This is a genomic window from Maribacter polysaccharolyticus, from assembly GCF_028882255.1.
GTDB classification, from domain to species: domain Bacteria; phylum Bacteroidota; class Bacteroidia; order Flavobacteriales; family Flavobacteriaceae; genus Maribacter_A; species Maribacter_A polysaccharolyticus.
Genome location: NZ_JARBUY010000002.1, coordinates 835,961 through 859,823, shown reverse-complemented (window position 1 = coordinate 859,823; position 23,863 = coordinate 835,961). Strand labels below are relative to the sequence as shown.

The 23,863-nt window shown below is 39.1% G+C and carries 20 protein-coding genes; all 20 read right to left on the bottom strand.

Annotated features, from left to right (window positions below; all coding sequences use genetic code 11):
- Position 1: 1 nt before the first annotated feature.
- Positions 2–556, bottom strand: a complete 555-nt coding sequence (locus tag PHU20_RS09610) for a BfmA/BtgA family mobilization protein (protein ID WP_274825139.1) — start codon at positions 554–556, stop codon at positions 2–4.
- A gap of 621 nt (positions 557–1,177) precedes the next feature.
- Positions 1,178–1,558, bottom strand: coding sequence for a DUF6876 family protein (locus tag PHU20_RS09605; RefSeq protein ID WP_274825138.1), 381 nt, complete (start codon positions 1,556–1,558; stop codon positions 1,178–1,180).
- Between the two features lie 74 nt (positions 1,559–1,632).
- Entirely contained in the window at positions 1,633–1,989 is a 357-nt protein-coding gene (locus PHU20_RS09600; protein WP_274825137.1) for a single-stranded DNA-binding protein, read from the bottom strand.
- Positions 1,990–3,043: 1,054 nt separating this feature from the next.
- The gene (locus tag PHU20_RS09595) at positions 3,044–3,949 is read right to left on the bottom strand and encodes a hypothetical protein (RefSeq protein ID WP_274825136.1); all 906 of its coding nucleotides are present in this window, start codon (positions 3,947–3,949) and stop codon (positions 3,044–3,046) included.
- A gap of 13 nt (positions 3,950–3,962) precedes the next feature.
- A complete protein-coding gene (locus tag PHU20_RS09590) occupies positions 3,963–4,478 on the bottom strand; it encodes a hypothetical protein (protein ID WP_274825135.1) in 516 nt (171 codons plus the stop codon).
- A gap of 72 nt (positions 4,479–4,550) precedes the next feature.
- Positions 4,551–5,102, bottom strand: coding sequence for a hypothetical protein (locus PHU20_RS09585; RefSeq protein ID WP_274825134.1), 552 nt, complete (start codon positions 5,100–5,102; stop codon positions 4,551–4,553).
- 24 nt (positions 5,103–5,126) lie between these two features.
- Positions 5,127–5,693, bottom strand: coding sequence for an RNA polymerase sigma factor (locus PHU20_RS09580; RefSeq protein ID WP_274825133.1), 567 nt, complete (start codon positions 5,691–5,693; stop codon positions 5,127–5,129).
- A 216-nt stretch (positions 5,694–5,909) separates the two neighbouring features.
- A complete protein-coding gene (locus tag PHU20_RS09575; RefSeq protein ID WP_274825132.1) occupies positions 5,910–6,803 on the bottom strand; it encodes a diacylglycerol/lipid kinase family protein in 894 nt (297 codons plus the stop codon).
- Positions 6,800–8,767 carry an LTA synthase family protein gene (locus PHU20_RS09570; protein ID WP_274825131.1) on the bottom strand — a complete coding sequence of 656 codons (1,968 nt, stop codon included), beginning with the start codon at positions 8,765–8,767 and terminating at the stop codon, positions 6,800–6,802. Before PHU20_RS09570 ends, PHU20_RS09575 begins: the two co-directional genes overlap by 4 nt.
- A complete protein-coding gene (locus tag PHU20_RS09565) occupies positions 8,764–9,351 on the bottom strand; it encodes an HD domain-containing protein (protein WP_274825183.1) in 588 nt (195 codons plus the stop codon). The genes PHU20_RS09570 and PHU20_RS09565 overlap by 4 nt, the downstream gene beginning before the upstream one ends.
- A complete protein-coding gene (locus tag PHU20_RS09560) occupies positions 9,341–9,832 on the bottom strand; it encodes a hypothetical protein (RefSeq protein ID WP_274825130.1) in 492 nt (163 codons plus the stop codon). Before PHU20_RS09560 ends, PHU20_RS09565 begins: the two co-directional genes overlap by 11 nt.
- A gap of 30 nt (positions 9,833–9,862) precedes the next feature.
- Positions 9,863–11,026, bottom strand: a complete 1,164-nt coding sequence (locus PHU20_RS09555) for an efflux RND transporter periplasmic adaptor subunit (protein WP_274825129.1) — start codon at positions 11,024–11,026, stop codon at positions 9,863–9,865.
- Positions 11,026–15,360 (bottom strand): CusA/CzcA family heavy metal efflux RND transporter, encoded by a 4,335-nt coding sequence (locus PHU20_RS09550; RefSeq protein WP_274825128.1) that lies wholly within the window; start codon positions 15,358–15,360, stop codon positions 11,026–11,028. The genes PHU20_RS09555 and PHU20_RS09550 overlap by 1 nt, the downstream gene beginning before the upstream one ends.
- Before the next feature lie 255 nt (positions 15,361–15,615).
- Positions 15,616–16,989, bottom strand: a complete 1,374-nt coding sequence (locus tag PHU20_RS09545) for a sensor histidine kinase (RefSeq protein ID WP_274825127.1) — start codon at positions 16,987–16,989, stop codon at positions 15,616–15,618.
- Complete coding sequence (locus PHU20_RS09540) at positions 16,986–17,654, bottom strand: response regulator transcription factor (protein ID WP_274825126.1); 669 nt, start codon at positions 17,652–17,654, stop codon at positions 16,986–16,988. The genes PHU20_RS09545 and PHU20_RS09540 overlap by 4 nt, the downstream gene beginning before the upstream one ends.
- A 983-nt stretch (positions 17,655–18,637) precedes the next feature.
- Positions 18,638–19,897, bottom strand: coding sequence for a hypothetical protein (locus PHU20_RS09535; RefSeq protein WP_274825125.1), 1,260 nt, complete (start codon positions 19,895–19,897; stop codon positions 18,638–18,640).
- A gap of 3 nt (positions 19,898–19,900) precedes the next feature.
- On the bottom strand, positions 19,901–21,061 hold the full coding sequence (locus PHU20_RS09530) for a hypothetical protein (RefSeq protein WP_274825124.1): 1,161 nt from the start codon (positions 21,059–21,061) through the stop codon (positions 19,901–19,903).
- A gap of 10 nt (positions 21,062–21,071) precedes the next feature.
- Positions 21,072–22,103, bottom strand: a complete 1,032-nt coding sequence (locus PHU20_RS09525; protein WP_274825123.1) for a hypothetical protein — start codon at positions 22,101–22,103, stop codon at positions 21,072–21,074.
- A gap of 3 nt (positions 22,104–22,106) precedes the next feature.
- Complete coding sequence (locus tag PHU20_RS09520; protein WP_274825122.1) at positions 22,107–23,114, bottom strand: hypothetical protein; 1,008 nt, start codon at positions 23,112–23,114, stop codon at positions 22,107–22,109.
- An 18-nt stretch (positions 23,115–23,132) separates the two neighbouring features.
- Positions 23,133–23,672 carry a hypothetical protein gene (locus PHU20_RS09515; RefSeq protein ID WP_274825121.1) on the bottom strand — a complete coding sequence of 180 codons (540 nt, stop codon included), beginning with the start codon at positions 23,670–23,672 and terminating at the stop codon, positions 23,133–23,135.
- Between the last annotated feature and the right edge of the window lie 191 nt (positions 23,673–23,863).

Here is a 23,863-nt window from a genome sequence, read left to right as displayed (position 1 = left end):
ATTATTGATTTTTATATTTTGATTGCAGTTCCCTGAATTCCTCCAGGTTCATATCCAGATACAATCTGGATTTCCCAAAACCCGTCCGGGTTTCTTTTACTCTTTCAAAAATAAATGCCCCGAACTTTTTCCGGGTTTCCTCCAATTCGTTTTTGAGGTTGTTCCTTTCCTTTCGTAGTTCGATCGCTTCCATCGCATCTTGAAAATGCATATCCGATACGGTTTCTTGGGGGCCGATTTCTATGAGATCGGGCTCTTCATCTTTGGGTGGGACCTGTTCGAACAGCAATTGCATCATCGCCTTGGTCGGGTTTATACCGTTCTTTTCAATATTCTTGACAATCGCTATTAGGGCGTTGATCCGTTTCTTTGTACCATCGTTCCTGACTCCCAAATTGTCATGCGGGGAAAGATCGTTCCAGTCAAAAAAGTTCAGCATGGCCTCCAATGCCTCTGTATTGGATTTAGAAATCTGTTTTGAAAAATCCCTAAATCTTGAAGCGATGTCCTTTTTGACATTGATGGCCGAAAAATTATATTTTGAGTACTCTTCCATGTATTTGCTGCAAAAAAATACCTGTTTATGGGGGATTCGGAGCTGTTTGCTGCAAAACCCATTGACATACGGTTTTTTATATTGACTTAAAGTATTGATTTACAATATTTTAATTCCAATATATCCACGCAACGTCGCGATAGCGTGTTGCCCTCTTGCTATTCCTTTTCGTTCGCGTCAGCGAACTGAAAACTTCTGCACATTGGTAGTCGGCCAATTACTTTTTTGGGAACAACAAATTCCTATTAAATCAAACTAGATGGGTAAGCCTGTCAGCGAAAGTCAAAATATTGGACAGGCATACTGTTAAAATCCGTACTGGATTTCAAGATATTAAAGATACTGATTTTTTGAAAAAAGGGAATAAAAAAACGCTTGAAAATTCAAAGGTTCTTAATGAGTATATATTAATGCTAAACTGTAAACTTGAACTTATGGTTATACAGATTTTTAATAGCTTCCTCTTCCAACAGAGTTTCGTAGTCCAGATGATTTTCCCTCGCATAGACTTTAATATCCGCACCACATTTTTGTTCTACTTCATGTCTAGATTGTTGCATGAGTTTTTCTTGGGTCTCTCCATCCAAATTATTGAAGTTGAGACGAAACGGTATATCCAAATTAATATTCATTGGGAAGCATTAAGGTGTTATCCACGAAAAACAAACGCAATTCATCCAGGGGAAAATCGGTAAAATCGTATTTGTGTTTTTCCAATACATTGTCGTTTCCGTCACTATAGATAATGACTGCTTCATGACCCATGGCATCCTGTTCTTCCATGGAAAGCCGTTTAAAATCAATGGTAATAAAATAGCTTTTATCCATCAAATTTTTGGCGATTACCGAAGCATCTGTAATCAGCCAATAACAGTCCGCGACCGAAGCCAAATATTTAATTCCGTTGGTGTATCGCGTTCTAGTGAGGGGTATCTGAAAAATCGTTTCTGATCCGTGGAAATGTTGTAAGCCTTCTAGTATTTCTTTAACTTGTGCTTTCATTGTTATTTTCTTAGAGATTAATAATGTAAAAGAGGGCGAAACTTTCTCGTGGAGCGCCCTCTTTATTTTTAGAGTTACTCGGTCGAACTATTACCGTTCTTTGTTCCTAGTAAAAGAATTTCACTAGCCTCTACTTCGGTTACATAGCGTTGGTTACCGTCATCGGTAGTATAGGTCCGGGTTCTAAGTTTGCCTGTTACTCCTACTTCTTTTCCCTTGACTACATATTTTTCAATAATTTCAGCAGTCTTGCCCCAGGCTACGACGGTGTGCCAATCTGTAGTCTGTGTTTTTTCGCCTTTGGCATCTTTGTAATACTCGTTTGTTGCCAATGAAAAACGGGCGACTTTCTTACCGCTTTCAAGATTTGTAATGGTTGGTTCTTGTCCAACGTTTCCAATTAACTGTACGTGATTTTTTAAAGTACTCATGATAAAATATTTAAAAATTGATTAAAATACTATCTGAACCATTCAGACAGTTTGCGTTTCTATTTTTTTGAAGTGATTTACTTATTATATCTTGAGCGTTTTCCTTTTTTGTTTTCTTTGGTTCCGCTTCCTTTTTGATGTTTTTGTACGATTTCATAAGATTCATTTTAGATTTACTTCCCATAGCGCCCTCGCTGTTACCTTTTTTTGTTGCTTGGTGTGGTTCAATATTCAGGTTTGGTAAGGCGTATAAAAAGTGAAGTGCAACGAGAGCGGTTTATGCCGCCGTCCAAAAATGAATGTTGTTGTTTTGCTGTCAAAAAAAGGTTGGGCAGTGAGGGTGCGGAAGTGGGTCTAAAGGCTTACGTGAAGTATTAAAGCATAGGAAGCGGTAACAAATGAATAATGGAATTCCGATTTGGCGGACGCTATTCACGATTTCGGCTCGGGAATGAAGTGTTCCTTCCCAGAGCATCGGGAAGGTTTAACGGAAAGGAAAGTCGAAATTGGGGATTGTGTCCAAGACCTTTGTAGGGAAGCTCTTTTCCCGGAATGTAGCGTTTTGCGGAATGTAGGGAAATGTGCTGAGTGGGTTTTAGTACATAACTTCAATTAATTAAAAATGGTCTCTATTTAAAATTAAGATTTCGAAATATTATATTTGCACAACGAAAGTTACTTTGACATAATTTACATCATAAAAGTTCACAAATCGTCAACATGAAACGTGAACATTAGCAAATACCCCACTCTGACTGGGATGAGCACATGAGGTTCGAGCCCCAGCCAGGTCACAAAAAACTAAACCCACCTCTCGGTGGGTTTTTTATTTTAGGGAATTGCCGAACTCATTATAGGTTTTCGAAAGATCGGGAATTTCTGAACGGGAGCCTGGATCGGCAACCACTAAAATTATCGATAGGCCTTTAGAATGGAAAGTTTAGGGGCTTAATACTCTTCGACCGGTAATACCCCTAGGCGGTGACCCAATAGTATTAACACAGGACTTGTCATGGTTCATATACCTTGTTTCATAGAAACCGGATCAATTGCCCTACCTATCCAAATCAATCAAATAACCGACGGAAAGGTTAAAAAAACCGGTTGTTTTCAATTTAGTTTCAGATTCTACAGGAGAGGGAATATTAATATTATATCCTACTTCAAAATCCCATGACTTGGTAGACAGTGTTAAGGGTAGGTTTATTTGTGTATTTAGTAAATCGAATATATCATTAAAGATGATTTCGGTAGATTGATCTGTGTCTTGGGTGTTCAATTGCTCTAATGCGATCGTTTGTTGTGCGATCAGGAAGTTAAGTTTGGGATTGAATTTCAACACTGACTTTTTTTGTCTCGCAATCGTAATATGGGCATACGTCTGTGATGTAATCTGTAAAGATCCATCAGACCCAAACAAATAGGAAATACCCAGTTTTGTACCTAAAGTTCGTTTTTGGGTTCGTAATCCCAGACTTAAACTTAACGAGTTTGTAAAAGTGTCCCAACCATCTGAATAAAAAAATCGGGTATATCCAGCATTATAGGTAACCTGTTTTTCTTTACCCAAGGTGTTAAAATAGCCAACAGACACCGTGGTATAATCCCAATTAGGCTTAAAGGTTTCATAAAAAATCCCGGAAACACTCACATTGAATCCCGAAGAATCATAATAGGATAATTGCGGAACGATACTGAATTGGTCGATGCCGGAATCTCGCCCTGAGAAAAACGTATTATTATAAAACGATGTGTTTGCGTAAATGAAATTATAGGTGTTGAATGAGTTTAAAATGTCATCTATGAATTGTTGTTCGTTAAAGAATAGATCATCCAAAAGTAAATCGATTTCATCTTCTTCCGGTTCTTGTGCATATAATGAATCAGAGGTTGCCACTGTAAACAGCAGCAACCAAATTGCTAGTAATCCTTTGGCGGATTTGGAACGATGAAGTTTCATCTTTTAGCCGAATTTAATTTCCTCCTCCACTTCCGTTCCCGTTTCCACTGCCAGTACCTTGTCCATTTCTTACCCGTTCGCCATCACCGCCAAAGCCCTTCTGGTTTCTTATTTCACCTTGACCGCTGGATTGTCTGTTTTGTTGTACACGTTCCCGTAACATTTGACGTTGCTCCTCGGTTAAGGATTGTCTGAATTGATTTCTTACTTCCCGTAATTGATTTTCTTGATTTTCACATAATTGGTTTTGCTCATCGGAAAAAGATTCCATTAAACGTAATCTTATTTGTTCCCTAGTTTGGGTTTGATCTTGCAAAATGGCCAACTGTTGATCTGTCAAGGTTGCTCTAAGTTGTTCGCGATTTTGTAACATTAATTGACGTTGTGTTCTTAGCATTTCCTGCTGTTGTGTAGATAACTGCTCCATGATCGGACCAAAATCGGTTTCCTGTGCAAATAGAAAACTCCCTGAAGTTAAAAGCATTGCGAAACCAAAAAGTGCGATTAATGTTTTTACTGTTGTTTTCATGATTATAATTTTATATTGTTAGGTGCTTTTTATCGTTAGAACCAATAAGTTCAATAAAGTTTGTTTTGAATATTATAAAACGACATTTTCAATCAGGCTTTTATCGATGTATCCATTTATCATCGAATCTTCCACAAAAAGAGAATTGATGAATATATTTTCCAGCTGTTGTTCTGATAGTTCTGCTTCAACGATTATTTCGTTAAGGATATAATCATCCATAAAACCATCCATATCCGCATCATCTATAAGAAGTGAGGAAACCAAGAAATCATCGGAATATAAATCCATTGAATTCATTTGCTCAACATTTACAGTTTGTGGTTCAATGGTTGATGGGTCATTTTGCAGCCAAATCATAAAACCTATTAGTAAAACAATTGAAGCTGCGATCGGATAGGCTATCATTGGTCTTAGCCCAAACACGGTTCTTTTTTGTTCTTTTTCCATTGGTATACTTTTTAAAATATCGTTTTTGGATATTGAGAAATAGTTATCGGGAATATCCATCCCTAGATACTCTTTATGCTCTTGGGCAAGTCCTTTTTTATCGATATCATCATTTAAAAAGCCTTTTCGGTATTGCCCAATTGGGTTCTTACTTTTTTTATTCTTCTTTGCCATGGTATATATTAGACCTTTTTATTTTCAATTAGTTTGTATCGTATCGCAAACAATTTCCTTTTCGATTGTTTTTACAGCACTGTAATAGGACGATTTTAAGGTGTTCTCGCTTACATCCAATATTTCTGATATTTCATGAAAGCTCAAATCATCAAAATATTTCATTTGGAATACCCGTTGTTGTTTTTCCGATAGACGGGAAATAATAGCATGAAGTTTTAACTGTACCTCTTCTCCATCAAAATAGGCATCCTGGGTTAAATTATTGAGGTAATCGTTATTGTCCCCATTTTGGTTAAAAGCCGGTTTTATTTTGTTCTTTTCCAAAAACCGGATGGATTCATTGAATGCAATCCGAAACATCCAAGTGTGTAGTGTACTGTTCCCTTTGAAATTCCCAATGCCATTATAAACTCTAACGAAGGTGTTTTGAAGTACATCATTGGCATTATCGTGAGTCAGGACAATTTTCCGGATATGCCAATAGAGTCGTTCTTGATATGCATCAAGCAAATCCTCGAAGGCTTTATTTTTTTGCTTTGGATTCTTTAATTTTTTTATGAGGTCGGTTTCTCCTTTTTCGGGTTTCATTTTTGTACGGCTTCCTTTGGTTATTAGACCCTATACTTTCCGTTTAGTTTGTTTTGCTATAAAAAGATACAGGGAATAAAATGGTTTGATGAACTTATTTCTTTTTCTTAGGGGGAATGTTCGAATATTGAATCACCCATTGACCGGAAACAAAATGTACTGGGAACATATAGTGACCATGCCACCCTAACCATTTTCCGTTCGGTATCATTCTGCTCAATCCAATGCAGCTATTACGTTCAGACTTTCTTTTAAAACCTCCAGGTGAAATACTACAGGGTTTGTTCTTCGCAATTCACCATCCTTCTCAAAAATGAGTTCCGTGTCCTTATTCTCTATTTTCATTGTAACATTTTCGACCTTTTGATAAGAATATTCCTTAATCTTATGCTCGCATCTGAGTAGGAATAAAAATGCGAGATAAAGGATTTTGGATTTATTCAATCGATCAATTATTACAATATCAAGTAACCCGTCATTTAAAATTGCCTTTCTTGTCATCGAGAAATTGTACCCCATGATATTGGTGTTCGATACGAAAACCAAAAAAGGGTTTAAGATGGCTGCTTTCCCATTAATTTCAATGGTGTATTCCGTATCATTTTTAAATGACCTGACCGATTGTAAAGTGGCTCTCAGATACGTAATCAATCTTCTTTTCGAAGTGCTTTCGAAATTGGATATCGTATTGGCTGCAAATCCAAAACCAATATTGCTGAAAAAATATTCCCCATTGATACTTCCTACATCAATTGGGGTTACTTTTTGGTCTATGATGAGTTGAATGGCTTTTTTCAAGTCTTTCGGGATTTTAAGGTTCCTGGCCAGTCCATTACCGGAACCTAGAGGGATAATCCCCAGCAATATTCTGGAATTGACCAAGCAGGATGCCACTTCGTTGATCGTACCATCACCTCCACAGGCAACGATGATCTCTGCATTTTCACTTATGGACTGTTGTACCAGAAGTGTCGCATGTCCTTTATAGTCGGAATGTTTTACAACAATTGTAAAATCATCCTTTTCAAAGAATGCCGATAAATAATGCTTTGTAATACGAGGCTTGCCTTTACCGGCAATTGGGTTTACTATAAAATGGATCGTTTTCATAAGTCCATTTTTAATTTTAACCCATTATGGTTATAAAGGTAATCTGCCACTTGAAAATATGAAATGGTTTCCTTTAAGAAACCATCATCCAAGGGCAATGCCTTTAGACTGTTATCTTTGGCATCCCACCGGTAGAATTTAGCGGATTTCCTGTCTCCTAAGACCATGAGCCCGCTTTCTTTTAAAAGGCCTAATTTTCTGTAATTGCCAATAAATGCCCGTTCATCCTTCCTTTCCATCTTATAGACGTCTTTACCGAAAAAATTACTTTCATAATCCCATCCCAATTTGGCGAACAACGTAGGGAAGACATCGATTTGGGAGCAGAGTTTATCGATATGCCCAGCATTCGTCCCTTCCAGATTCACTATCATTCCTGGGATATGGTAATTGGCCACATCAAGTTCCCATCGCCCGGCACTACTGGCACAATGATCGGCCATAATTACAAATACAGTATTCTTGAACCAGGTTTTTTTCTTCGCTTCTTGAATAAATTCATGAAGCGCAAAGTCCGTATATTTAATTGCGCCGATTCTTCCAGATCCAGAAGGAATATCGATCTTATTATCAGGATATGTATATGGCTTATGGTTGGAAGTAGTCATGATAAAGTCAAAAAAAGGTTTTCCCCCAGCGGTTGCGATATCTGCCTCTTTCAATACCTTCCTGTAAATATCCCCATCACAAACCCCCCAGGCATTTTCAAAGGTTACTTCCCCATCCCCAATATTTTTACGATCGGTTACAATATCCCAAGAGGGTAAGAAGCCCCTTCCCCGATCAACGATATCGAATCCGTTACCACTGAAAAAATGATCCATATTATCAAAATAACCATCTCCACCGTAAAAAAAGGTGCGGCTGTAACCCTTGATTTTAAACACCTCCCCGATGGTAAAAAGATCTTGATTCTTCTCCCTTTTAACAATACTTCTGCCGGGTGTAGGGGGTATACCTAGGGTGATGGCTTCCATACCGCGTACTGTTCGCGTCCCCGTTGCATATAGATTATCAAAGGAAATGCCGACTTGGGCCAAGGAATCGAGCGTAGGGGTCAGACGCTTTTGATTGCCAAAAGTCCCTAAATACTTAGCACTTAAACTCTCGATACAGATAAAAATCACATTGGGTTTTCTTTCTTCAAGATCATTCTTTATGAACCTTCTTATGCTTTTCGATGATGTGAAAATGCTATCCTGGGACGTAGAAATATTTCTTTTCACCTTTAGGAAGGCAGATTCCGTATTTTCGGTTTTATAGAACTCCCTGTAATTAAGTTCATTATTCCTAAAGGCAGCAAAAAAGGAATAAATTCCAGTCTTGGAAAGTTCATTATTGAAACGATTTTCTGAAAGTTCCGCATTTTCATTATTGACGAACAACGTAAAAATCAAGGCGACGCCCAATACGAATACACTCGGTAACAAGCGTAATTTAAATCGATCTTTACTTTCAAAAGTTTTCTTGAAGATCAGTGACTTTTTAAAAAGCAAAACCGTAAACAATACGAGAATACCCATACCTCCAATCAAAATCGGCAAGGGATAGGATTCGTTTATATTCTTTACCACCTCGTAGGTATACACTAAATAGTCTACGGCAATAAAATTGAACCTTCTTTGAAATTCGTCCCAAAAAATGATTTCCGCGAAGAATGAAAAGAAGATGATCAACACGCCAATAGTAAACCCCGTATAACAAATAACCCTATCGACTATTGAACCCATAAGGCGTCTGGGCATTAGCAAAAAATACAATGAAGCGATAAAGACAAAAAATGAAACGGTACCGATATCAAAAAAAAGGCCGGTAATGAACGTGGTAAACAAAACAATAAGACCGTGATCGGTTTCGGAAAAGTTCCAAATCAGGAAAATCACCCTCAATATAAACGAAAGGATGATAAACAAAAAGACAAAACCCTTTAACAATGTGAATCTTTTTGGAATTAATGGTTTCATTTTATTCGAATTAATTTTTTTAGTTTATTCAAATTTTCCCGTTTTCCTTTTTCCAAGATAGTTTTGCCATAACTTGTTTTGAATCGGTGCTCCTCCAAGAACTTAATATTCAGTAATTGCCATTCCTCATCGGTCATGACAGTATCACAAAACAATTCCCATTCTTTACGTAAGAGTAGGTTCCTAAAAAAGAAATGCGATGTACCCAAGTGGAACAAATCGGCATCACAAAGTACTTCCGCATAAATGTCATGGGGATTTTGGGGTATTTTTGTGGCCTCTATACAAGCGCATACCCTTTCAATTTCGGCCCTGGTACAATTTGTTTTCACTAGATACTTAGCTGCAATATTTTTGCTGACTTCTTCGTGACCACTATAGGTTACCGAAAAACCCGTATCATGAAAACAAGCTGCTATAGCTATAAGCTTTACCTCACTTGGCTGCATTCCCATGGCATCTGAAATCAAAAAAACATTGTCGATTACCTCCTGGGTATGCGTATAATCGTGAAAAGGCAGGTTTTTACATTTGTCTCCCTGTAGTATCCTAGAACAATACTTCGAAATGCTTTTAATTGTCATCACGGTCATCGTCCTTATCAAATTGAATCACATCAGCATCATATCTTATTTCTGAATGTCGAATCTCGCCACCACTGGTTCCTACATATTTGGAAATCATCATCGAGATTATCGCCAGTAGGATAACCAGTGATAATGCATATTTAGTGAATACGGACTTTCTGTACTCCAAAAACAAAGTGGCAAGAGATACCCCTCCTAGAATCAAAATCGTTGTAAAAAACAACCCTGCATATTCTTCATGATCATGCAAAAGCGTCTCACTTACCCCAGGAATATTCCCTACAACTTCTTCCGCCCCTTCTCCCGTATAGAAGGCGGCAATGGATGTTAGGGCACTGAAAACAAAAATACCCAGTGCCGTATTCCTTACTTGTCGGTTCTTAATGATATAACCTGAGATCAATACCAGAAAACCGAACAATACCCCCACCATGGGAAGATGGTTAACCACTAAATGTACATGTGCCTCGTTCATCATTTTTTTTATGATCAATAGTGCCTTCCAGACTTACTCGGTAATTAAATTAAATGCTCCCTTCGTTAAAAATTCCGTGTTCGCTTCAAAATCGGCTGCATTAAGAATTTGAGTAAATCCATTATCCTTACTGCCTGTTTTGACCAATACCCTTTTGAACCTTGTATTATCTTCCTTCACGAGTACAAAAAAGTCATTATCAATGTTCGCAACAGCTTCGGTTGGCAGTGCAGGATGCTCCGCCGATGTGGTCAAAATCTCAGCCTCAATGTACATTCCAGGAGCAAATTGCCGTACTTCCCCATCGTCTAAAAGATCCCCATGGATATCCACGGTCCTACTTTGAGCATTTATCGCCTTGTTGACTAAATGAACCACACCTTTATATACCCTGTCCACGTCGTTCTGCAATCTTATATTGATTGGCTGCCCCACCTTGACAAGGGGAAGGTCTTTTTCAAAAATCTTCAATTCTATATGAAGGTCGTCGGTATTGGTAACGGTTATCGCAATATCAGAAGGATTTAAGTACATGCCCTTACTTGCGTTTATTGTAGTTGCATACCCTGATAATGGTGAAATCACCGTAATGACAGACCGAATATTTTCGCCCGTAAGGCTATTTGGATCGATGTTCATAAGGCCCAACTTCTTTTTAAGGGATTGAAATTGTGCCAAGGTTACCATATACTCCGATTCGGCCTTCAAAAAATTTTTCTTGGAAGTCACATTATCGACCATCAATTCTTGCTGGCGTTCGTAATCGGACTTTAAATATGTGAGGCGTCCCCTTGCCTCAAGAAAATCCTGTTGTATTTGAATATAATCGGGATTTTCAATCGTGAACAGGACTTGCCCTTTTTTGACCACATCCCCCGGTAATAGACCGATGTCTTTTACGTAACCGGCAAAGTATGCACTTACGTCCACTTGGTTTTGTGGGGGTACGGCAAACATTCCGTTAGCCTTAACGACGGCATTGAAATCGTGCAATGTAATTTCACCAAGTTCCATTCCACCCGAATTGAATTGATTTTCGGTTATGGTAATTACATCTTCGTCCTGAATCCCTTTCGTTGCATCCGTATAGGCCGTTTCCGTTTTTTCCTTTGAGTTACACGAAGCCAATGAAAGCAACAAAAGAATACTTATTGAACTTATGACAGGGGTAAAATTGTTGACTATATTTTTCATCATTAATCGATTAAATAATTTAATTCCAAGACTGTAGCGTTATACTGGTTAAGATTATACAAATAGTTGATTTTGAGGTTTTTGGCATTTTCCAAAAGTTGTACATACTGTAAAAAATCGATCTCGCCGTTTTGAAATGATTTTGAAGCACTAGTCGTTAATTCCATTGCCAGTTTGACCCCTGTATTCCCATAATAATCCACAGCTTCTTGATGTCTCTTTACATCGGATAGCAAACCCTTATACTTTGATTCCAGTTGTATTTTGTAATTTTCAGATTCATCGGCCATTATCATGGTCTCTGTTTTAGCCGCATTGATTTTTGCCTTGTTCGCCCCGAACCATAATGGAATCGACAAGCCCGCTTGAAAACCATTGTATCGTTTTGCATTGGCGCCATTATTGGTGCCTTGGAATACTGATATATGTACATCCGGAAGCAATCTTTGCCTTTCCAAAGCGAGTGAGGATTTGCTCAATTTTTGGGCAGAATCGTAATACAGTATCCCAGGATGGTTGCCAAAATTCGGCTGTTGCAATTCCAGTCTAGGCAAACTGTTTTCCTTTATGACAACCAACGAATCTGTCTGCATCCATTGATATAGCTGGGCAAAAGCCTTTGCCACGCCCTCTTTTGTTTGTGCCAGCAAAATGGATATTTCTTTTTGTTTGGCTTCTGCCGTAAGTTTTTCCAATAAATTGGTTTCGCCCACCTCATATCGCTTGTTGGCCGCCTTCGAAAATTGACCATAGAGACTATCCAAAAACATGTATTGTTCTACAAGATTGTTATTGTACACGACATTGTAATAGGCCTTATAAACCTCCTTGGTCAAGGCTCTTTCATTTAATCGGAACTGTTGGGTAGATAACTCAACTTTTTGTTTTTCAACTTTTCGTTGGGCACCATATATCGTTGGGAATTGTAAGGATTGACTAACCCCATAAACTTTCAGCGCAAGACCGTTTTCGGCAATATTATTTTCATCATAACCATAATACACCTGGGTTTTATCCAAGTTGAACGCACTCCCAACGAGCTGCTTTGATTGGTCTACCTTTTTGGCATATGCCTTTAATCCGTTATTGTTCTTAATGGCTATCCTAACGGCTTGTTCGGCAGTAATGGGGATTTCTTGGGCATTACCTAAAACCGGTAAAAACAAAAGGATAAAAATACCAAGGGCTTTCAGATTCACTCTTCGCTTAACTTTTGGATGACGCCCTTTCCGATCGAACATCGCATATAGAACAGGAAGTACGATCAGGGTCAAAGCTGTAGCGGTAATCAATCCCCCAACGACAACTGTTGCCAAAGGTCTTTGTACTTCTGCACCTGCAGAGGTTGAAATTGCCATAGGCAAAAAACCTAATGCCGCAGCGGCGGCTGTCAATAATACCGGACGCAATCTATTGTTAGTCCCCATCAAAATCCGTTTATTGATATTGTTCACACCATGTGCTTTGAGCTCCTTAAACTCTTCAATCAACACAATGCCGTTTAGCACGGCAATCCCGAAAAGAGCAATAAAGCCAACACCTGCCGAAATACTGAAGGGTAATCCCCTCAAATAAAGTAACATAACACCCCCGATCGCCGACAACGGAATGGCACTGTAAATCATTAAGGCTTCCTTTACGGAATCGAAAGCAAAGTAGAGCAACACAAAAATTAGAACCAGTGCAATGGGCACGGCTATTTTCAATCTTGCCGTTGCCGTACGTAAATTTTCAAATTGTCCCCCATAGCTTATTGAATAGCCAGTTGGCAGTTTAACATCCCTTTCTATTATCGACTGAACATCCCTAACTACCGATTCCAAATCGCGATTACGAACATTTACACCTACGACAATTCGCCGTTTTGTATTATCACGTGAAATTTTAGCAGGGCCTTTGGTATAACTTATTTTAGCAAATTCGCTTAATGGTAATTTCATTCCATTGGGTAATGCTACCGAGGCCGTTTCAATATTTTCGATATCCCTTCTATGGGCATCGTCATAACGAATCATCATCTCGAATTGCTTTTCCCCTTCGAAGACAGTTCCTGCAGGCATACCTGCGAAACCCATAGTGACGACTTTATTCAAGTCCTCGATATTCAAGTTATATTTTGCTATTTTTTTTCGGTCATATTGAACCGACATTTGCGGTAACCCAGCTGTTTTCTCTACCGAAATATCGGCCGCTCCCTCCACGTTTTGGATCGCTTTTTCTATTTCCAATGCTTTTTGGTACAGGATATCCAGATCCTCCCCAAAAACCTTAATGGCCAAATCTGCACGAACCCCTGTAATCAACTCGTTGAATCGCATTTCGATGGGTTGTGTAAACTCAAAATCAACACCCGCTATTTCAGAAAGGGCCGCCTTAAATTTATCGGCCAGTTCATCCTTGGTTTCCGCGGATACCCATTCGCCTTTTGGCTTGAGTTTAATGATGACATCACTTTCTTCCATAGACATCGGGTCAGTTGGCACTTCCGCAGCACCAATTCTACTCACAACTTGCTCCACTTCGGGGAATTCCTTCAATATTTTTTCCATCCTGGTTGTGGCCTCAATGGTTTTACTTAATGATGTCCCTGTTTTCAAAACAGGTTGTATCACAAAATCGCCCTCATCCAAAGTAGGCACGAATTCACCTCCCATCCTAGTGTATAGCAATACGGTAATTACCAATAAACCTATGGCCATCCCCAAAACCGATTTCTTTCTGCGTAATGCCCATGAAATCGTGGGTTGGTATTTTTCTTCAAGAAAAGCGATCAGTTTAGATGAAATAGTCCGTTTTTCGGTATTCGATGGTTTTATAAACAATGAAGCCATTACAGGAATGTACGTGAAACACAATACCATAGCACCTGTGAGTGCAAAACTGAATACCAAAGCCATAGGGCGGAACATTTTACCTTCTACATTGACCAAGGAAAGTATTGGAATGAATACGATGATGATGATCAGTTGCCCAAATACTGCCGAGTTCATCATTTTGGACGCCCCATGATAGGTGATTTGATCTATTAAACCTTGCCTTTGGTTTTTGGGAAGAGCCAACAATTCAGTTCGTTGACTTGTAATTTGAAAGGCAATGAACTCAACAATGATCACTGCACCATCGATGATGATCCCAAAGTCTATCGCCCCTAAGCTCATCAAGTTAGCGTCAACCCCAAAAATATACATTAAGGACAGGGCAAAAAGTAAGCTCATTGGAATAACCGATGCTACCACCAATCCAGAACGCAAATTACCCAAAAGCAATACTACTACGAATATCACGATCAAACATCCCAAGATCAGGTTTTCGGCAATGGTAAAAGTGGTTTTGGCAATAAGTTCGCTCCGCTCTAGAAAAGGATTGATTGAAATGCCTGGTGGCAATGTTGATTGTATTTCGGCCACACGTTGTTTAACAGCCTCGATAACCGCATTGGAATTGGCATCTTTAAGCATCATTACCTGTCCCAAAACTTTTTCCCCTTCCCCGTTTCCTGTAATGGCACCAAAACGATTGGCGTGACCAAAGCCTACCGTTGCGATATCCCTTACATAGACTGGCACATTACCAGTACTGGTCACTACGATATCCTCGATATCCCCTACAGAACCCACTAGGCCTTCGCCTCTTATGAAATAGCTTTCATTTACTTTCTCTATGTAACCGCCACCGGCAACACTATTGTTTTTTTCCAAAGCACTGAACACATCAAAAATGGAAACGTTCATCGCACGAAGTCGTTCTGGATTAATGGCAACTTCATAGGTTTTTAGGTAACCACCCCAAGTATTCACCTCTACAACTCCCGGAATTCCCGAAAGTTGACGTTTTACCAGCCAATCTTGAATGGTACGTACATCGGATAGGGAATATTGATCTTTATGATCCGCATCGACATCGATCACATATTGGTAGATTTCGCCAAGACCCGTTGAAACGGGCCCCATAAAAGGCTTTCCAAATCCGGCTGGAATTTTTTCCTCTGCACTTTTAATTTTCTCCGCAATGAGTTGACGGGGTAGGTATGTACCCAAATCATCATCAAAGACCACGGTAACTACGGACAATCCAAACTTTGAAACCGACCTGATTTCTTTGACCCCGGGCAAGTTTGCCATTTCCAACTCCACGGGATAGGTCAAAAACTTTTCCACATCTTCAGTCGCCAAATTTCTCGAGGTCGTAATGACCTGAACCTGATTGTTGGTTACATCAGGGACGGCACCAATGGGGATATTGGATAAGGAATATAGGCCAAAGCCAATAATACCCGCAGTAAACAAGAGAACTATTAACTTGTGATGGATACTGTACTGGATAATACGTTCTAACATTATTCTTGGTTTATAAAAATGATAGACCAAATGTAGAAGGGGTATCTAAATGTATTCTAAGTACTTTCTTAAGATTCGCTTAAAAATGGAGCCCTTGAACCGAATGAAGAAATGTCCTGACCGTAAGCATTGGCCTTATTAATCCCAAAAAACACCTTTGATTGTACTTACCATTGCGATCCAAGGGGGGTATTTATCCTTTATCGGATGCAAACAGAAACCTTGCAGTTATCTGAAATATCCGTACGGATCGGCTTAAAACCGAATTATGAAGGTTGTACTTTGGCCCATTTCGCTTTCAACTTCGATACTTGCACCGATGGCATCGGCGGCCTTTTTTGCTATGGATAGACCTAGACCATTTCCCGGTATGCTTTTATGATCAAGGGCATCCGATCGGAAGAAGTGGTTAAAAACGTTGTCCAAATCCTCTTTTTTTATCCCGATACCCTCATCTACGACCTTGCAGATTAACACAGCATCGGATTCCGTAATGATAATTTGGAGTGTAGTGTCCTTTCTGGAATATTTAATGGCATTACCTATGATATTTTCCAAAATTAAGTTGGTATAGTATCCGGGCACTATTTGCTCTTGTGAAACTTCGTTGTGAAAAGCTATTGAGAGTCCCTTATCCGTTATGGCTTTTTTTTGCCGTGAGAGTATTTCATCGATCAACGTTGGTAGCGGAATCGAAGTTTCTTTTGATGCTTTCGAATCGTTATCCAACCTGGCCAATAACAAAAGTTGTTCCAGTGTGTCCGACATCCGGTCAATTTCGGTGAGGCTGAATTTTATCTTCCCCTCATATTCTTCCCGTTCCCTAGGCTTACGTATCAACACTTCCAATGTCCCCCTTAATGTGGAAAGGGGGGTTCGTAATTCGTGGGAAGCATCCGAAGTAAATTGTCGCTCCCGCTCAACTGTATTCTCAATACGTTGTAGTAATTGATTTATACCAGAGGATAAATCGTAAAGTTCATCCTTATTTTGAGGAAGAATTACCCGCTCATTCAAATTATTCTTGGTGATCCTATTGGTGGTTTGCGTGATAACCTTTACCGGTATTATACTTCTTCCCGCTATAAATCGTGAAATATAATATAAACCCGCCAAGAGAACCAGATAGGAAAAAAACAATACATTCCTTAAGTTCAACAATACCATATTTGAGGATTCCAAGGACATGGCCGCTAGAATAAAACCTTTGATCTTTCCGTTTTGCTCGATAGGGATTTGGACTTGTCGGATGGCCCTATTGTTTAGGGTTTCGTTAAAGTGGCCGCCAAACTTTTGCTCAGGATTGTAAGCGAGGACATCATTTTTCAGGTTAGGGGAATTGTCCATAAATTTCCCATTTTTATCCAATATTTGGATAAAAACAGGGTTTATCTGTACTTCCAAGTGCTCTCTTTCTGCCCACTCCTCCTTATTTTTTATCTTTATACTGTCTCCTACTATTGTTATTTCCTCAGTATGTTTTTCCGCTTCGAAAGTAAGGTCGTTATCCAGATTTTCGTATACGGTCCTCTGGACTACAAAATACACAACCGTAAATGTAACGGCCATGATTATGGCCGTGGCGATCATGTAATGGAGGGCAATTCTGTTTCTAAAACTCAAATTCATAGTTCTTTTGCCATATATCCTATCCCCCGGATTGTTTGAATATAATTCCCATCTCCCTCCATTTGCAACTTTTTACGCAAGGCATTGATATATACATCGATGACCCCGGTATTATATTCAAAATGGATGTCCCAAACACTTTCAATAATTCGAGTCCTGCTGCAGACCCTTCCCTTATTTCGAATTAAGTATTCGAGCAAGGCAAATTCTTTCTGGGTTAGGCTAACTTCTTCATCGTTTTTCAGAACCCGATGTGTACTTGTATTAAGGGTGATTTCCCCTAATTTAAAAATGGAATGTTCACCTGATTTCGGTCTTAGTTGGACTTTTATACGTTCTAAAAGCTCTTCAAAATGGAACGGTTTTTTTATATAGTCATTGGCCCCGGATTGCAATCCGAATATCGTTTCGTCCACGGTGTCCTTTGCTGTTAAAAAAATAACCGGGGTATCTTTAAACTCCTTCCTGAACTGCCGGCATATTTCAATACCGCTTATTCCAGGGACCATCCAATCCAATAGCAATAGGTCATAATCTCCGGATAGCGCCAAATTCAAACCTTTGTGACCGTCTTCTGCGATAGTGACCATATACGACTCTTCTTCCAAACCTTGTTTGAGAAAATTAAAAATGCCCGGTTCGTCTTCCACTATTAAAATATGCATGATACAAAAGTTACACTTTAAATTTAGAATTTACTTAGGACTTTCTTAAGATTTGCTTAAAAAGATAATTCCGGAATACTTGTTTGTTGAAGTTGAATCGACTGGGTATACTATGTATAGGTTATTGGGTTGTACACCTGATTTGGAAACTTAAGTATTCACTCGGTTTAGTGGAGCATAATCCACAATGTTATTTTATAAAATATTACCATAAACCAATAGTGGAAGTCCAAAATCGGCATGAGGATTTTCCGTTATCCCATTACGGTTGCAATGGTGAACGTATTTGATCATTAAATATGCCCGCCTACCTCCCTCTATAATTCCGCTATCATTTAACATTGACGGGCTGTTTCCGATACAGTAACATGCTAAACTTCATTGATCACCATCCAATGTTCTCGACTTTCTGTAAGCCTATAATTATTGGCAATTGAAAAACTTCCATCTTAAAAGCTTATAGCCGCTTGATTGTATTGAATGCTCGTCCTCGGAAAAATGGTAAATACTCTTCCTTAATCCTATAAAAGGGGTGTTACTAAAATACAACAATATTATTCCCTATTCCTTTCTTTTATTTGGACAAATATGCTCCAGATAACTATCTGGATTTTTAGAAAAATGTTCATAAAATGAAAGCTTTTATAACAAGTTATATCATAAGTAGCTCACAAATCGTCAACATGGGAATTCATAATCAGGAATTGCCTTATTCTCATTGCGGAGGAAAAATTTCGTTAGCGCCCCAGCCAGGTCATCAACTAAGAAAATCCCAAAAACTTTACATGCGGTATTTTTTTGTCCAAACTGTTTCTATTACTTATCAAAAACCATCAGTAGCGAAAGAACTCTTTCCAAGTATCCATTACAGATCATGACTAAGTGATTTGATTGTGAATCTTTTAAGATCCATCCGTATTTTGGTTGTGCAATCCTGCTTCCTTTGTACGAACTACGCCTGGTAATTTATCACATAGGGAGGTCTACTGTTCCTTGTAAACGAGATTGTTTAAATCTATTTCACCAATTTTTGAAGTTAACCTTACATCGGAATAGAGTTCCATAATAGGGTCCAATAAACGATAGGTGTATTTAGGGGCATAAATCGTGGGATTCCCGGGTTGAAACCCTTCAAAAACAACCTGTACCTTAATTACCATTTGTGGGTTCTTTGTTTTATCGTTTATCAACCCCTCGGCTGTGGATGGATCTATTTTAAATAGCACCTCTGCGTTAATATGTTCAACCTGTTGTGTTTTATTTAAGATTTGTTGCCCGTAAGCCGTTTTAGGATGAAACTCAAAAAAATAATTGTTTCCCGTACTACCATAATCCATGCCGTAACTAAACCGCCTTTTTGTGGGAAGTTGCACCCAAAATCCGTTATTATCAAAATCATACTGGCCTTTGAATTCCAAGGGTACCACAAACTGAAAATCCTCTGATCCTTTATTAAAAAATGTTCGGCTCCACTGCAGTATTTTATCCAGGTATTTTTCTACAAACGCCACATATTTTTCATTCTCGGTAAAATCATCGGAATTTTGACCACCCCATTTGGGCACAATGGCACTATTACCGGTCCCGGTCCAATCGTTCATAAAATACTCCTTTTTCAAGGCATCCGTACCCATTAAGAATGCAAAATCCAACAGGATTTTTTGAGCTTGATTTGATTTAACCTCTTCCTCTACCAAGGGTTTACTTATGGGCGTAAGTGCTGTTCTATCCATTACCTCAAAATGGTCCTTTAGCGTATGTATTCGCACCAATTGCATAAATGCGGCATAACCCAATTGCATTTTTTTCCTTTTTTCATTGGCCTCGGGAGTCATCTCGGGCCTTTTGGGATTGCTGGGCATGGAATAAAAATCACAAGACCCAAATCGTGGTAACCCCTCGTATTTTTGAATGTAAATATCATGAAAGGCTGGATCTGGCGATTTATATACCAGGTAATCCGCTTCATTGTAGGTGGCTATGGTTTCCTGTACAGAAGTATGTTGCCCGGATTTAACTTCATTACCTATAATCGTACCCGTCTCTTCTACATCCCCTTCCATCTCCGGATTCTTGTTTCCTTTGAATATATCATCTACTTCGTCACTGGCTTTGTCAAGAAGTTTTTCTTCAGCTTGTTGTTTTAGCTTTTTAAAAAACTGCCCCCTGATCGGTTGGGAAAACCCCAACAACAAAACACCGGTTATTGCCCATACCATACTTTTGGTCCAAATAAATCCCATTTCTTAATTTTTAAACGTTACGGTTCTTATATCCACTTCGCCCAACTTATCGCCAAGTGCAATGTCTTTGTACAATTCAACGGTAGTGCTTTCCAACTCAAATTCCCATAAGATCTGCGTTGACGCACTTACTTTTGGGGTAACCCTCACTTTAAATACTACAAAGACCGGTGAACGGTTCATTAAGTTGTAGGTCTTGGCCCTATTGGCATCCATGGGCAAAAAAATCTTCTTATAAGCGTTTTTTAATTTTTTTTCATTCTCCGTGTAGGCCAAAAAGTTCGAATCATGAAGCATATAATTACCTCCAATTTTGAGAATATTACCAATCCAATACCCTTTGTTTTTAAAGTCGTACTTATCGGCTACCGTAGCCTTGGTTACCAAATAGGCAACTTCACTACCATTCTTATAAAAGGTCTTGCTCCATTCCTTGAGCGTTCCATAATGGTTTTTTATGAAGGTAGTATAGCTGCGATTTTGCGCAAACGCATTATTTCTTGTACCTCCCCAATACGAAACATGTATTCGCTCCCCTGACGGATTATAAAAATTACAGGGTGATTTTTCTTCGGAATCACAAAAATATTCGTGGAGTTTTTCATCCGATAAGGTTTCCCTCCCAAGGGTCAATAAAAGATTCTGGGCAAATTCAGAATTCTTTTTGCTAAGGTCACCTGTCATATTTTGATGTTCGGTCAGTTTCGACCGATCCATATCCTTAAAAGTATCCTCTAAAAATTTCAACTCTAAAAGGGCTTTATAGGCCTTATTGGTAAACAAGGTATTTGTACCCCTTTGAAAGTGGAGTTCACCATATCTTGGCAAGCCGTTATATGCCTGTATTACAACATCCCTGAAGTCTTTGGATGGTGCCTTGAACCTTAAAACATTTTGATCTTCAAGGCTCGGTTCTTCCCTTTTGACCAATGTTCCGGTTTGTGTTGTTTTGGTAGCGGTTCCTGTTTTTACATTATCATTTACGGTAGTTTCCGTTTCTCCGTTTAAAAATTGGTCCGATTTTTCACTGGCAACCCCCACCACCTTGTCCTCAACATTCTTTTTTAATTTTTTAAAAAATTGGGCGTTAACGGAGTTTGGGATTAAGAAACCCATTATGGCAAAAAGTAGAATGAGACCTGCTTTTGTGTTTTTGATTTTCATCGCTTTTCTATTATCTGGTTTTGGATACCATGGTATTGATGTCGATTTCGGCTACCCTATTCGTGAGTCCATCATCGGAATAAATTTCAATAATGGGACTGTTTAGGCTAAATGTGCTTTTAAGCTGGTCGGCCCTATAGTTTTCAAGTCCGTTCACATATGCGGTCACCTCAAAAACCAAGAACATTTGCCGATAGTTTTCCGAAAAGGTCTCCGCTTTTTCAGGGGACATTTTCAACAGGATGGATGAACCGTTGGGATGCACCAATTTTCTTTCCGACGAATTACTGGGCTGAAGACCGAACCACCTCAACAAAAAGCCTTGATTATGAAATTGATGGGTATGCAACCAATAGCCACCTTCCTTAAAATCATAGGTACCCAAATTCGTTTTGGCCACGTAATATCCGGTAATTTTATTATCGGGATACAAGGTTTTTGACCATTTTTCAGCCAAGGGAAAATCATTTTTCACAAACGAGGTGTACGCCCTCAACTTTTGAAACTCCGAAGCCCCCCTTCCTCCCCAAGGCCTTATGTTTCGCGGTTCATTGTAATACCCCTGCTGTGGAAACACCTTGATACAATCCTCTTCTTTGGAGTTGCAAAAAAACGTAATGGCCCGATCCGTTGTGCAAAGGGCATTCGCCAGGGTGAGCACATGCTGCTGTGCGGTATAGGATTTCAGTTCCTTGTCGTACATGTTTTGAGTGCGCTCGGTGAAATAATCTTTATCCATTGCCGCAAACATATCTTCTTTGAACCGAATTTTTAAAAGCTCGGTAAAGGCATGTCTACTGGCATTGTTGTGGCTGAATCGCTTATCCATTTCAAAGTAGGACGCTTCATTGGCTTTTACATAGCTGCCATCCGATTTTAAAAAATACCCATCTTGGAATCCAAAACGTAACTTACCCTTGTGGGTCTGTAGTGATAGGTCTATAAAGTTTGAAGAAGGCGCATCAAAAACTTTTTCTTTTCCTTGACCCCAAATCGTAAAATGGAACACAAGTGTAATTATAATAAATAGGAACTGTTTCATAATTTAATTGGTTAGGTCCGCCAAGGACAAGGTCTTAAAATGTTGTTTTAGCGCTTCGTCCGTATAAATTTCCAAATCGGCACTTTCGTGCGCATAATTGAATTCTATGACCGCAGAGGCCGAATCCATGGGCTTATTCGACCGTTTTACCTTTATTTTTTTTACTACATACAAGCGTCTTATGCCCTCTTTTTGAAATCGTTCTGCCGTTGGTTCATCCAGCTGAAGCAAAAATTCAATGGTCTTGCTCCTATCTACGGAGTTTTGAAGCGCAACCTCGAACGGTTTCACGGGTTTGAACACCACTTGATTTAAGATACCCTGCTTCATGGTAAAAATATTGTTGAGTGCTAAAGAATGATATACGGTATATCCTTTTTTATCAAAATCATAATTATTGCCAATGTTCAGTATAGAAACGTGGTATGCGACCAATTCATCACCCTCCATTATATTTTCACTCCAATCCAAAAGTGGATCTAAAAAGTGGTCCACAAATGATCGGTAGTTACGAAGCCGTTCAAATTCGTTCTTGCCTTGGTTGGCATTTTTGCATTCTTCGGCCAAACATAAATTGGGGGCGAACTTATGCAACAAAAACCGTTGCAGAAAAGCGGAATTTGCTTCTTTTTCAGACATATTCGAGGTCAATGTGGTTAAACGTTCCCTATCCAAATCTCCCATAAACGGCCGTAAATACTTTAAGCCGACCAATAGGGAGAAATTGATTTTGCCCGAAGTAACATTCCTATTTTTTTCAATAGTTTCAGGATTTCCGCTGCCACGGACCGTTCTAACGGACCGCATTCCCTGTCTTTGTCCGGCAACTTGCCCCTGATACCTATTCGGAACCCCAAAACGGGGCAAGCCCTGATGTGTTTGTAATGTAATGGAAACATACGCATCAGAAGGTACTTGGTAAACCAGCGTTTCTTTATCACCTACGGCCTGTGCATAACTATGGAACACTCCCCAAAAACAAAAAACAATACATAAACCCAATCTTACCATAAACCTATTTTTTAGTCATTAATCCCAGGTAATGGTACCATCCAATATCAAAATGGCATCATCTTCGGTATTGATTACCGTTGTATTTTGAAAAGTGACTTCTTTGGTTTCGAAATCGATTCCAAATCCATCGCCACAGGCAGTAAAAAAGTTTTGGTTGGGTGAAGCACAGGCATGCCGGAACTCATCCCCATTTTTTACGATCACCATGGAAATACTTTTATCAATATCGGACGACCCCCCTGTTGAAAAATCCGCCCCCACGATTACAAATCCATTTTGGTCGTCATCATAAACAAGTTCGTCATCGACCACGGAAATATTCTCCGACAAGAGTATCACAGATTTATCGGTTCCTGTCAAGGTTGCATTGGCGATTTCAATGTTTCCGATCGTCAACGATGTTCCGAGTTCCGATGTTTCCTCACCAGACAATGTTATGGTGCCCTGTACCTCATTGGAAAAGTCATCATCAGCCCCATTTCCGTTGTTGTCACTACAACTTAAAATCATTAATAAGATCGCACAGTATGGTAAGATTCCGGTTTTGTAGTTCATAGTAATCAATGGTTAGTGTCTTTCTTTAACCCTAAACTATGGATTCCGATGCCCTAATACCATAGCCAATTATTTTACGCACACTTTTGATAGTTTAGCGTAGCTGTTCCTTAAATAAGCGTAATGCATGGAAAAACAGTGGATTACTTAACCAAAAATTTTAAATTTGAGTTTTACCAACCAAAACAACG